Origin of the sequence: Aeromonas sp. DNP9 (genome assembly GCF_001728955.1) — a bacterium.
Taxonomy (GTDB): Bacteria; Pseudomonadota; Gammaproteobacteria; order Enterobacterales; family Aeromonadaceae; genus Aeromonas; species Aeromonas veronii.
In genome coordinates, this window is sequence record NZ_LYSQ01000003.1 from 112996 (window position 1) to 125172 (window position 12177).

The 12177-nt window shown below is 57.1% G+C and carries 16 protein-coding genes; 8 read left to right on the forward strand and 8 right to left on the reverse strand.

The window, feature by feature from the left end:
• Positions 1-10 precede the first annotated feature (10 nt).
• The 7 genes from A9G06_RS02725 to A9G06_RS02755 all read right to left on the reverse strand — a co-directional run bounded on the left by A9G06_RS02725 (position 11) and on the right by A9G06_RS02755 (position 5237).
• Positions 11-787 carry a DUF4311 domain-containing protein gene (locus A9G06_RS02725; RefSeq protein WP_069554200.1) on the reverse strand — a complete coding sequence of 259 codons (777 nt, stop codon included), beginning with the start codon at positions 785-787 and terminating at the stop codon, positions 11-13.
• A 39-nt stretch (positions 788-826) separates the two neighbouring features.
• Complete coding sequence (locus A9G06_RS02730; RefSeq protein ID WP_019444839.1) at positions 827-1123, reverse strand: DUF4312 family protein; 297 nt, start codon at positions 1121-1123, stop codon at positions 827-829.
• Entirely contained in the window at positions 1123-1488 is a 366-nt protein-coding gene (locus A9G06_RS02735; protein ID WP_005355141.1) for an SFCGS family glycine-rich protein, read from the reverse strand. Before A9G06_RS02735 ends, A9G06_RS02730 begins: the two co-directional genes overlap by 1 nt.
• Before the next feature lie 17 nt (positions 1489-1505).
• Positions 1506-1865, reverse strand: a complete 360-nt coding sequence (locus A9G06_RS02740) for a transcriptional regulator (protein WP_005355140.1) — start codon at positions 1863-1865, stop codon at positions 1506-1508.
• A gap of 314 nt (positions 1866-2179) precedes the next feature.
• Positions 2180-3304, reverse strand: coding sequence for an outer membrane-stress sensor serine endopeptidase DegS (degS, locus tag A9G06_RS02745; protein ID WP_069554201.1), 1125 nt, complete (start codon positions 3302-3304; stop codon positions 2180-2182).
• Between the two features lie 109 nt (positions 3305-3413).
• Positions 3414-4775 carry a Do family serine endopeptidase gene (locus A9G06_RS02750; RefSeq protein WP_005336295.1) on the reverse strand — a complete coding sequence of 454 codons (1362 nt, stop codon included), beginning with the start codon at positions 4773-4775 and terminating at the stop codon, positions 3414-3416.
• An 81-nt stretch (positions 4776-4856) separates the two neighbouring features.
• On the reverse strand, positions 4857-5237 hold the full coding sequence (locus A9G06_RS02755; RefSeq protein WP_005356646.1) for a YhcB family protein: 381 nt from the start codon (positions 5235-5237) through the stop codon (positions 4857-4859).
• 140 nt (positions 5238-5377) lie between these two features.
• Here A9G06_RS02755 and zapE point away from each other — a divergent pair, with 140 nt between their 5' ends.
• From zapE to A9G06_RS02795, 8 genes are all read left to right on the forward strand, one after another.
• The gene (gene zapE / locus A9G06_RS02760; protein WP_069554202.1) at positions 5378-6472 is read left to right on the forward strand and encodes a cell division protein ZapE; all 1095 of its coding nucleotides are present in this window, start codon (positions 5378-5380) and stop codon (positions 6470-6472) included.
• Positions 6473-6738: 266 nt separating this feature from the next.
• On the forward strand, positions 6739-7167 hold the full coding sequence (gene rplM, locus A9G06_RS02765; protein ID WP_005336289.1) for a 50S ribosomal protein L13: 429 nt from the start codon (positions 6739-6741) through the stop codon (positions 7165-7167).
• A 15-nt stretch (positions 7168-7182) separates the two neighbouring features.
• Positions 7183-7575: a 30S ribosomal protein S9 gene (gene rpsI, locus A9G06_RS02770; RefSeq protein ID WP_005336286.1), complete on the forward strand. Its 393-nt coding sequence runs from the start codon at positions 7183-7185 to the stop codon at positions 7573-7575.
• Between the two features lie 295 nt (positions 7576-7870).
• Positions 7871-8461: a ubiquinol-cytochrome c reductase iron-sulfur subunit gene (gene petA, locus A9G06_RS02775; protein ID WP_005336284.1), complete on the forward strand. Its 591-nt coding sequence runs from the start codon at positions 7871-7873 to the stop codon at positions 8459-8461.
• Positions 8462-8463: 2 nt separating this feature from the next.
• Complete coding sequence (locus A9G06_RS02780; RefSeq protein ID WP_005336282.1) at positions 8464-9681, forward strand: cytochrome bc complex cytochrome b subunit; 1218 nt, start codon at positions 8464-8466, stop codon at positions 9679-9681.
• A complete protein-coding gene (locus A9G06_RS02785; protein ID WP_005336280.1) occupies positions 9678-10412 on the forward strand; it encodes a cytochrome c1 in 735 nt (244 codons plus the stop codon). Before A9G06_RS02780 ends, A9G06_RS02785 begins: the two co-directional genes overlap by 4 nt.
• A gap of 87 nt (positions 10413-10499) precedes the next feature.
• Complete coding sequence (gene sspA / locus A9G06_RS02790) at positions 10500-11129, forward strand: stringent starvation protein SspA (protein ID WP_005336279.1); 630 nt, start codon at positions 10500-10502, stop codon at positions 11127-11129.
• Positions 11126-11551, forward strand: a complete 426-nt coding sequence (locus A9G06_RS02795; protein ID WP_005336278.1) for a ClpXP protease specificity-enhancing factor — start codon at positions 11126-11128, stop codon at positions 11549-11551. The genes sspA and A9G06_RS02795 overlap by 4 nt, the downstream gene beginning before the upstream one ends.
• Before the next feature lie 43 nt (positions 11552-11594).
• Here A9G06_RS02795 and dolP read toward each other — a convergent pair whose 3' ends face one another.
• Positions 11595-12173 (reverse strand): division/outer membrane stress-associated lipid-binding lipoprotein, encoded by a 579-nt coding sequence (dolP, locus tag A9G06_RS02800; protein ID WP_005336277.1) that lies wholly within the window; start codon positions 12171-12173, stop codon positions 11595-11597.
• Positions 12174-12177 lie beyond the last annotated feature (4 nt).

Sequence of the window (12177 nt, forward strand, 5' to 3'; positions counted from 1 at the left end):
GTGTGACCCCTTATTTGCCGCTCAGCAGGTTATGGACGTTTTCCAGCCACAGGGGGACACCCATCTGGAAGGATTCAATCAGTTTCATGTCGAAGCCGCGGAAGAAGCCGCTCAGCACGAACAGCAGGACGATGGCTGCCATCATCACCTTGGTGACATGGTTCCACCCGCTCTCTTCCACACCCTTGCCGATCAGGATGCCGAGCACCAGACCCGGTACCGCGTTGCCCATGATGAGCTGTGCCAGACCGCCGAAGATGGTGGCCCAGAAACCGGATTTCTTGCCCGCCTCGATGGCGGCCAGCCAGAAGATCACCGGCATAACGGTGTTGACCAGCAAGTTGGCTGCCGGTACCAGCACCTTGACCGCTGTGACCTGCAATGCTGCAGGGACGGCTGCGGCTGTGCTGTTGAGGAAGGCGACCACGATGGCACCTATGATGCCGCCGGCGATGGCCATCTTTTTCGGGTCGTGTAGAGTGGTGGCGAGATCCCGATTTTTGAACAGCAGTGCCGCCGTGGCCCAGTGCGGGATGATGCGGTGATCCACATCCTGGGTGAAGGCGCCTGCCGCCACGGTGGAGGCCCAGGCGTTGAAGAAGAAGCCGAGGCCAAACGAGAAGTGGGAAGCGGGATCCCCCTCGCAGGAGTTAAGTTCGCCCAGGGTGCGGAAGGCACCCATGCCCTGTACGGTCGGGGCGTGGAACATCCGCGCCGCGCCGGCCCCCACCCCGACGCCAACCAGGCCGCCAATGATGAGTGACTTGATAAAAATGATTAGAAACATCCAACGTATCCTTCTTGTGGGGTTGTGCCTGCGCAGGCATCACACCTGGGTGAATGTCACCTTGGCGACATCCAGACTGGTGACCTGAACCTTGATCTCCAGCTGGACGCGGTATTCGCGGCGCTGGCGCGGCAGGAAGAAGAACAGGAACTTCTCCACCCGGACCGACTCCTCGGCTTTGAGCACCTGTACATCGACCGGCTCAATGCGCAGCAGTACCTGCTGGTTGTCCTTGAGCAGTGTGGGTTGCACCTGGCTGAGGGCGGAGGCAAACGCCTGCTGGCGTGTCGTCCCCTTGCCGTTGACGATGACCTGGGTGGTGAAGTTCTCTTTCATCAGGCGCGTCCGTGCTTCTTGGCGAAGGCTTCGACCAGCTTCTGGCCCAGCTCTTCCTTGTCCATGAAACCGAAGCCCAGCACCACGCACCCTTCGTTGATGGCGGTGACGCCCTCTTCAACAGAGCGCATGCCGTAGCGGCACTTGTAGCCGTATTTGGTCTGGGCGGTGATCGCCCCGGCGCCGCCGCTGCCGCAGAAGGAGATGCCGAGATCCGCCTGCTCCTTGTTCATCACATCGCCGAGCTTCATGTCAGCGGCCATGCCTGGGATGATGGTCACGTTGGCCCCGGCAGCTTCCGCGCCTGCGCCCACTTTCTGACCCTTGCCGAGACGGTCTCCAATCACGAGTTTGATGGCTGTCATATCGATTTCTCCTTGAGTTACGGGTTCTGCACCGAGCTGAGTTCGTTTTCTTTGGCGACTTCAAAATGGACGGACAAGAGGTGTGCCTCCTCATAAGCAAGCTGATCCAGCCAGCTGACGACCTGTTCGGCGAGACGCAGTGAGAGGGGGGAGATCTCTTCAAACAGGCTGAGGTCAACTTCTGGCAGGGGCTCGCCGCTGTGGGAGCGCCACACCATGGCTTTGACATGGGAGGCCAGCATCTGCCGTTGCACCTCGTTGGGGATGATGCCCTGTTCGGCCAGCAGGGGATAAATGCGCGCGAGGATATGATCGGTCTGGCGCAGCAACTCCGGGCTGTTCGGGGTCAGGGTCTGGTCGTGAGTCTCTGTTTGCAATGTCTGCTCTCCAAGGCTGGCAGAAGGTATGGCGTTACCCTAAGCCTGCGCGTCGATGTGGAGGAGGCAGCGTTTTTCCGATTCGAAGCGGAAATTCCTGATGAAATGGCCCCGAAGTGATCGTTTGGATACTGAAAAGGCAAAAAGAGTGCTTATTGAAGCTGGTTTTGTGTGATCGGTAGCGCACAAATCGGGGGGCGGGGGCAGGGCAAGCGTTGCGGGAAACTGTGAGTCATCTCACGGTAAGAGACGTTGTCGAGAGGGCAGATATGGAAAAGGGCGGTTTCCCGCCCTTCTCATAACAAGGACTGACGCTAGCTGGCCGATGCGGCGCTCGAGCTGGCCGTTCTCTGCTGATAGCGCAGGTCTTCTTCTATGGTGACCACCACTTCCAGCGGCTTGCCGGAGCGGAATACCGAGATGGTCAGCTTGGTGCCGGGGCGGCTCTCGACAATCTTGTCCATGGCGCTGCGTACGCCACTGATGGCCTCTCCGTTGATCTTGAGCAGCACATCCCCTCGCTGCAGGCCGCCTTTGGCCGCCGGGCCGTTGGGATCCAGACTCTCCACCACCAGACCACGCAGGTCGCCGAGGTTCATCATCCGCGCGACTATGGGGTTGATCTCGACACTGGAGATCCCGAGGTAGCCGCGGATCACCCGGCCGTTGGCGATCAGCTCATCCATGATCCGTTTTGCCAGCCGGTAGGGGATGGCGAAGCTGATGCCGTAGCTCTCCTGATTGCCGTTGAGGTGATAGGTGGCGGTGTTGATACCCACCAGATCGCCACGGCCGTTGACCAGCGCGCCACCCGAGTTGCCCTCGTTGATGGCGGCATCGGTCTGCAGCAGATCCTGACGGCCATTGCTGTCGGGCCCCATGCTGGAGAGGCCGGTACGGCCGGTCGCGCTGATAATGCCCTGGGTGATGGTCTGGCCGACGTTGTAGGGGTTGCCGATGGCGAGTACCACATCCCCCACTTCTGGTAGCCGCTCCGGATCCTGCGGGATCACGGGCAGGTTGTCTGACTCGATATAGAGCACGGCGAGGTCGGTGAGCTGATCGGTGCCGATCAGCTCGGCGCTGAAGACCCGGCCATCCTGCAACGCGACGATGATCTGGTCGGCATCGGCGATGACGTGGTAGTTGGTTAGTACATAGCCGCGCTGGTTCATGATGACGCCAGAACCCAGCCCTTGCGGGCGCAGTTCCCCCTGATTGCCCTGATTGGGGGCAAAGCTGCGGGTGTAGATGTTGACGACGGCAGGGCCTGCCCGATGGGCTGCATAGGAGAAACTCAGTTCACGGGCATTGGTGATGATGCCGGGCAGTTGGGCACCACCGCGAAAATGGGGAAACAGCAGCAACAGCAGCGCCGCGACGGTCAATCCAAAACCGACAGACTTGCCCAAGTAACTGACTAAAGGGGGGATTTTCATGTCATTCTCATCCGTACAGGCTGCGCGCAGAGAATAACACTATCGATGGATAAAAATCACCCGCGGTGAAGGCCGCGGGTGATGGAGGGGTTGGCGAACAACTTGAGCGTTAGCGGATCACCAGATAGAGCGAGGAGTCGCCGCGCTGGATGTTGAGTGCCAGCACGTCAGGCTTGTTCTTGAGCGCCTTGGTCAGCTCGCCCAGGGTGTTGATGCGCAGGCGGTTGACCCCGATGATGATGTCACCCTTCTGCAGGCCGGAAGCGGCTGCCGGAGAGCGAGGATCAATATCGGCCACCGCGACGCCGGAGACCGGGTCGGTAGTGGTGCTCAGCTTGGCCCCTTCCAGTGCCGGATGCAGCGCACTGGCGCGCACTTCGCTGTCATCGGCCTGCTTCAGGGTCACCTTGGCAGTTTGTGATTTGCCATCGCGGATCAGTCCCAGCTCGACCTGCTTGCCAGCGCCCATGGTAGCGATCTTGGCACGCAGCTCGCCGAAGGAGCGAACCGGTTTGCCATCGATGCTGACGATGATATCGCCGGCCTTGATGCCCGCCTTGTCGGCCGCCGAATCAGGCATGACCTGATTGACGAAGGCACCATCCTTCTTGTTGTAGCCGAAGGTTTTGGCGATGTCGGAGGTGAGCTCGGTGCCGGTAATACCCAGCTGGCCGCGACGCACTTCGCCGTACTTGACGATCTGCTCGGTCAGATCCCGTACCATATTGGATGGGATGGCAAAGCCGATGCCGATGTTGCCGCCGTTCGGGCCCAGAATCGCGGTGTTGATACCGATCAGCTCGCCACGCAGGTTGAGCAGGGCGCCGCCGGAGTTACCTGAGTTGATGGCCGCATCGGTCTGGATGAAGTTCTCCAGATTCTCGATGTTGAGGCCGCTGCGACCCAGCGCACTGACAATACCGGAGGTGACGGTCTGACCCAGACCAAACGGGTTGCCGATGGCCAGCGCATAGTCACCCACCCGCAGCTCGTCGGAGTCGGCAAACTTGATCTGCACCAGATCCTCGGCCTTGATTTGCAGCAGGGCGATGTCGGACTGCTTGTCTTCACCGATCTTCTTGGCCGCGTACTCACGACCATCCTTCAGGTTGACCTTGATCTCGTCCGCCTCGTGAACCACATGGGCGTTGGTGATCACGTAACCCTTCTTGGCATCGACTATGACACCGGAGCCGAGCGCCTGGAACGGCTGCTCGCTCACCTGTTCATCGGGCATGTTGGGGCCGAAGAAGAACTTGAACTGTTCCGGCAGACGCTGACGGGTAATTTTTTTGCCAGAAACCGAGATATTGACCACCGCCGGGGTGACCTGTTCGAGAACAGGCGCCAGGCTTGGCATCTCCTGATTTGAACCTAACAGGGAAGGCAGTGCAGCCTGAGCAGGGGCCGCAGACATGGCGATACCGACACTGAGGGCTAGCACACTGAGCATGGAAAGAGGTTTACGCATATGAAAAACAGCTCCCAGAAAAAGTTGCATTGCAATCGTCAAGGTCAGACCACGGGACTGGCCAATTAGTTCCGCGAGGAACTAGTTTGGTTGCTTGAGCAGTCCGGAAGAGGCGCCAGCATAGTCGCGAGGCGGAACGCCCGGCTCTTCTGCCACATTGGCAGGGGCTTCTTCTACCAATGACTCGCGGAACAGCGGTTCCTGCGCCTTGGCCAGGAATTTGCTCTGCTCGGCCATGTGGCGATAGAGGGTCTGATACTGCTCGGCCAGTTGCTCCATCAGAGCGGCACTGTCGGCGAAGTGGGTGTTGATCTGGCCCTGATAACTCTCGAGCTCCTTGTGGGCCTTCTTCAGTTCCTGTTCGAGACGGCCAGCATCGCGGCTACGCACCGAAAAACGGCCGAGAACGATACCGATAATCAAGGCCGCGACAGCCAGCAGGATCCCAGTTAACAGACTCATAGATGCTCCTTGTTACAGCTAAAACAGAGTGGGTTTATGCGGTCGTCATAACCGCCATGCCTTGATTGCACTATACCGTGCGTCCTGAGGCCGTGATACCATTTTGTCCTCGATTCAGGGACTTGGAGAGGCGCTCAAGGATGACACCGCAGCAAAAATACCAGCAGGATCTGCTGCGCCCCGGCTTTGTGGCCGACCCCGCGCAGGGGATGGCCATTAGCAGGCTGGAGCGACTGTATCAGGATTTGCTACGGCGCCCGACTCCGACCAGATCTCGAGGGCTGCTGGGTTGGCTGCAAAAGCCCAAGCCGCCGGAGCCCGTCCTCGGTATCTATATGTGGGGCGGAGTGGGCCGAGGCAAGACCTGGCTGATGGATACTTTTTTCGACAGCCTGCCGGGGACGCGCAAGATGCGCAGCCATTTCCACCGCTTCATGCACCGCATTCACGATGAACTGCAGGGGTTGAGTGGGCAGCCCGATCCCCTCAAGCTGGTGGCCAGCAAGCTTGCCAGCGAGACAGACATCATCTGTTTCGACGAATTTTTTGTCTCCGACATCACCGACGCCATGTTGCTGGGTACGCTGTTCCAGGAGCTGTTTGGTCACGGTGTCGTGCTGGTTGCCACTTCAAATATTCCGCCGCAGGATCTTTATCGCAACGGGCTGCAGCGAGCCCGTTTTCTGCCAGCTATCGAGCTTATCGAGCGCAATTGCGAGGTACTTAACGTGGATGGCGGTATCGACTATCGCCTGCGTACGCTGGAACAAGCCGAGATTTATCACTGCCCGCTGGACTTGCAGGCAAAAGCCAATCTTGACCACTATTTTCAGCAATTAACTGGTGGGCACACGGCTTGCGAGGGGACGTTCGAGGTCAATCATCGTCAGCTGGCGTCGCTCGGGATGGGGGAAGGGGTGCTCTACATGGAATTTGAGCAACTTTGCTGTACTCCCCGCTCCCAGAACGACTATATCGAGCTGGCCAGGCTGTTCCATACCGTTCTGCTGGCCAATGTGCAGCCAATGGGCACAGGCACGGATGACGCGGCTCGCCGCTTCATTGCCATGGTCGATGAGTTCTACGAACGGCACGTCAAACTCATCATGTCGGCGGCGGTTCCCATGACAGAACTTTACGGCGAAGGGCTGCTGAATTTCGAATTCAAACGCTGTCTTTCACGGCTTCAGGAAATGCAATCGCACGAATACCTTGCCAGAGTGCACCTTCCTTAGTCACAATACCGCGCCTGCCAGTCGGATGGGCATCTGCGGCAGGTAGGGCCGGGCGACATTTGCTGGTTTCATGGCAGTGAAATTAGCAGGTGATATTTAAGGCAACTTCACTTATAATCGCCCGGCCCACGTTACAGCTGTCGATAAGACAGCAACACTTTAAGCTTTACTTGTATTCGAAGGGGTACAGGTAGGCCATCGTTTGTTGTTTGTGGGAGAGCCCCCATAAGCAATTGGGTCTGTAACAGGTAATTGGGTTTAACTTAATGAAAACTTTCGTTGCCAAGCCAGAAACCGTAAAACGTGACTGGTACATTGTGGACGCAGAAGGTAAAACTCTGGGTCGTATCGCAACCGAGATCGCTGCTCGTCTGCGTGGTAAGCACAAAGCTGAGTACACTCCGCACGTTGACACCGGTGATTACATCATCGTTGTAAACGCTGAGAAGGTACACGTAACCGGTAAGAAATTTACCGACAAAATGTACCACGCTCACTCCGGTTTCCCGGGTGGTATCAAGTCAATCAGCTTCGACAAGCTGATTCAGCGTAAACCGGAAATGGTAATCGAAGCAGCCGTCAAAGGCATGCTGCCGAAAGGTCCTCTGGGCCGTGCCATGTTCCGTAAACTGAAAGTTTACGCAGGCGCCGAGCATGCTCATGCTGCTCAGCAACCTCAAGTACTGGATATCTAATCGGGAACTGGCAACATGGCAGAAAATCAATACTACGGTACCGGCCGTCGCAAAAGCTCCACTGCTCGCGTATTTATCAAAGCGGGTAGCGGCAAGATCGTAATCAACCAGCGCTCCCTGGAGCAGTACTTCGGCCGTCCGACTGCCCGCATGGTAGTTCGTCAGCCGCTGGAACTGGTTGAGATGACCGAGAAACTGGATCTGTACATCACCGTTAACGGTGGTGGCATCTCCGGTCAAGCTGGTGCGATCCGCCACGGTATCACTCGTGCTCTGATGCAGTACGACGAAACCCTGCGTTCCGAACTGCGTAAAGCTGGCTTTGTTACTCGCGATGCCCGTAAGGTTGAGCGTAAGAAAGTTGGTCTGCACAAAGCTCGTAAGCGTCCGCAGTACTCCAAGCGTTAATTCGCTTTTGGTACTCACTCTTTCGAGTGTCAAAAAAGCCTGGCAACCGCCAGGCTTTTTTTATTGGTAATATTACCGACATCAATGCTAACCACGCGTCACAAAAGACAAAAAATTGTTTCTTTATTGTTTTCATTGCTCACCGCTCTTTCTTGTCAAGTTGTTATCTTTTCTTTAAAATTTCCCCTGTTTTCTGTGGCAATTGTAAATCCAGCTTCCGCCGCTGTTGTCACGGGAAAAATGGGGAACAGGGACACTATAAGAATGTGCGGAGTCCACATGGGAGAGTTTTTGGATGAGCAATGCGCCAGTTGATACCGGTCGCCGCAGATTTCTTACCTGGTCAACGGTTGCCGTTGGTGGGGTAGGAGCTGCGTTTACCGCAGTGCCGTTTATAAAGTCATGGAATCCGAGCGCCAAGGCCAAAGCAGCCGGTGCGCCGGTTGAAGTCGATATCAGCAAGTTGGAACCGGGTCAGCTCATCCGTGTCGAGTGGCGAGGCAAGCCTGTCTGGGTGGTGAAACGCACCAAACAGACGCTGGATGCCTTGGCCGCGCATGATGACAAGCTGCGGGATCCCTCATCTGAAGAGCCGCAGCAGCCTGACTATGCCCATAACGGGTACAGATCGATCAAGCCCGAGATTTTTGTCGCGGTCGGTATTTGCACCCACTTGGGGTGTTCACCTTCCTATCTGCCTGACAGCTTTGGCGAGCAGGTGCAGGGCGTTACGTCCGGCTTCTTCTGCCCGTGTCATGGCTCCAAGTTCGACATGGCCGGCCGTGTGTTCCAGGGGGTGCCTGCACCGCTGAACCTGGTCATTCCGCCCTATCAATTCATTAATGACACCACCATCCAGGTCGGTGCCGATGGCAAGGAGGCCTGACCATGTTGAGTAAACTGATGGGCTGGATCGATTATCGATTCCCGCTCACGGCCATGTACAACGACCACATGGCCAAGTATCCGGCACCGAAGAACCTGAACTTCTGGTACTTCTTCGGCTCGCTGGCCATGCTGGTGCTGGTCAACCAGATCATCACCGGTATCTGGCTGACCATGAACTACAACCCCTCCGCGGAAGGTGCGTTTGCGTCCGTGGAGTACATCATGCGCGATGTGGAGTACGGCTGGTTGCTGCGTTACATGCACTCAACCGGCGCTTCTGCATTCTTCATCGTGGTCTACATGCACATGTTCCGCGGCATGATCTATGGCTCTTATCAGAAGCCTCGTGAACTGCTGTGGATCTTCGGCATGCTGATCTTCCTGGTGCTGATGGCGGAAGCCTTTATGGGTTACTTGTTGCCCTGGGGCCAGATGTCATTCTGGGGGGCTCAGGTCATCATCTCGCTGTTTGGCGCCATTCCGGTCATTGGTGACGATCTGACCCTGTGGATCCGCGGTGACTACGTGATCTCCGGTGCGACCCTGAACCGCTTCTTCGCGCTGCACGTCATCGCGTTGCCGCTGGTGCTAGTGATGCTGGTTGCCATGCACATTCTGGCGCTGCACGAAGTGGGCTCCAACAACCCGGATGGTATCGACATCAAGAAGCACAAGGACGAGAACGGCTGGCCGCTGGATGCGGTGGCGTTCCACCCTTACTTCACCGTCAAGGATATGATCGGTGTGGCAGGCTTCCTGTTCTTCTTCTGTGCCATCATCTTCTTCAAACCGGATATGTGGGGTTACTTCCTCGAGAAGCCGAACTTTGAAGTGGCCAACGGTCTGAAAACTCCGGAGCATATCGCCCCTGTGTGGTACTTCACGCCGTTTTACGCCATTTTGCGGGCGGTGCCGGACAAGCTGCTTGGCGTCATCATGATGGGTCTCTCCATCGTGGTGCTGTTCCTGCTGCCGTGGCTGGATCGCTGCAAGGTGCGCTCGGTGCGTTATCGCAGCATGCTGCACAAGCTGAACATTGCCCAGTTTGTGGTCTGCTTTATCATCCTGGGGGTGTTGGGGGTGCTGCCATCGACGCCGACGTTGACGCTGGTTGCCCAGATCTGTTCACTGGGATATTTCGGGTTCTTCGTCCTGCTGTTCTTCTATAGCAAGAATGAAAGCACCAAGCCGCTGCCGGAGAGGGTGACATTTAAATGAAAAGAATAATATTTGCAGTGCTGACCCTGCTGCCATCTCTGGTATTTGCAAGTGGCGGAGCTGTTCATCTGGACAAAGCCAATTACGATCTGAGTGACAAGGCATCGCTGCAACGCGGCGCGGCCACCTTCATGAACTATTGCGCCGGATGCCATTCTACCCAGTATCAGCGCTATAACCGGGTCGCAGAAGATCTCGGGATCCCCGAAGATTTGATGAAAGAGAACCTGATTTTCACCGGTGCAAAGGTCGGTGACCTGATGAAGAGCGCCATGTCAGAGAAGGATGCCGCCAAGTGGTTTGGTGCGCCGCCCCCCGATCTGACGCTGGTTGCCCGGGTGCGCGGTGCAGACTGGATCTACACCTATCTGCGCTCCTTCTACGTGGATGAGACCCGTCCGTTCGGGGTGAACAACGCCGTGTTCCCGTCCGTGGGCATGCCCCATGTGCTGGAACCGTTGCAGGGAACCCCCCGTGCCGAGTTCGCTACGCACACGGTCGACGGAGTGGAAACCCAGCAGGTTGTCAGCATCAAATCTGACGGTAATGGTGAAATGGATGACGAAGAGTATGATCAGACGGTACTGGATCTGGTAAACTTCTTGGTCTACTCGGCTGAACCGGTACAACAGGAGCGTGAACGCATGGGCTTCTGGGTGCTTGGTTTCATCGTGATCTTCTTCATCTTCACTGTGCTGTTGAAGAAGGAATTCTGGCGCGACGTTCACTAAGCGACCAGATCCGGGTAATATAATGCACGGCAATGAAGACCAAGATGCTTCATTGCCGTTTCTGCTTTTTAATGACGGGAGGGTTCAATGGCTGTAGCTGCCAATAAGCGTTCGGTAATGACGCTGTTTTCCGGTGCCAACGATATGTTCAGCCATCAGGTGCGTATTGTCCTGGCGGAGAAGGGTGTTAGCGTGGATATCTGCCAGGTTGATCCAGCCAATCTGCCGGATGAGCTGGCCGAGCTGAACCCGTACAACTCTGTACCGACCCTGGTTGATCGTGAGCTGGCGCTCTACACCTCGCGCATCATCATGGAGTATCTGGACGAGCGCTTCCCGCATCCGCCCCTGATGCCTGTTTACCCGGTTGCCCGTGGTAACAGCCGTCTGATGATGCACCGCATCGAGCTGGACTGGTACTCCCTGGCCGACAAGATCATGGCCGGTACCGATGCTGAAGCGGCACGCAACGAACTGCGTGACAACCTGCTGGCCATCGCGCCGATCTTCGGTGAAATGCCCTATTTCATGAGCGAAGAGTTCGGTCTGGTGGATTGCTATATGGCCCCGCTGCTGTGGCGTCTGCCGAGCCTTGGCATCGACCTGACCGGTCGTGGCGCCAAAGAGCTGAAGGCCTACATGGTTCGTCTGTTCGAGCGTGAGTCCTTCCAGGCTTCCCTGACCGAAGCCGAACGCGAGATCCGTGCTGGCGTATGAGCATGGAACCGACAATGACACCGAGCCGCCCGTACCTGTTACGGGCGTTCTTTGACTGGTTGCTGGACAATGACCTGACCCCCCATCTGGTGGTCAACGTCAACATTCCCCATGTGATGGTGCCGATGCAGTTTGCTCAGGACGGGCAGATAGTGCTGAACATCGCGCCCCGAGCCGTGATGCAATTTCACATGGATAACGAGGCTATCAGCTTCAGTGCCCGTTTTGGCGGGGTATCCCAGCAGGTTTACATCCCGATGGCGGCCGTGCTGGCTATTCATGCCCGGGAGAACGGCGTGGGCACCATGTTTCCGCCCGAGCCGGGTTACGACATATGGCTGGAACAGGCCGAAGCGCCGGTGGAGCCTGAGCCGGAACCGCCGCGTCCAAGCGGTCGTCCGACCCTGAAGGTGATCAAATAAAAAACGCAGCCGATTGGCTGCGTTTTTTTTATGCCGCGTTGGCTTAGTTCTGGGCGAACTCGAAGGCCTTGATCACGCGCTTCACGCCGGTGACATGGCGGGCGATGTTGACGGCCTGCTCTCCCTCCTGGCGAGTCACCAGACCAATCAGGAACACCTCACCGTTCTCGGTGACCACCTTGACCTTGGTGCTGTCGAAATTCTTGGTGCCGAACATGTCGGCTTTCACCTTGGAGGTAATCCAGGAGTCATTGCTGCGAGTGGTGAAACTGGCAGGTTGGCCGATGCGCAATTCGTTGTAGACGTGGCGGACCCCTTCGATGCGACTGACAATTTTGCCAGCCTCAATCTTGTAAACGTCAGAAGGTGTCTGGCCGACCAGCAGGACGCGACCATTGTTGCTGTAGACGCTGATCTTGCTGGCTGCGCTGAGGGGTTTGTTGTCGGCCAGCAGATTGGCCGCTTTCAGCTCGATGGTCTGGTCATCCCACTGCGCGCCCAGGGTTCGGCGATCGCCAGAGGCCTTGGCAGTCCCTGCTGCGCCGCCAACAACCAGGGCTGCGCAGCCTTGCAGCAGCAGGGTGCTAACCAGCAGACCGAGCAGGATAGTGTGCTTTTTCATGGTT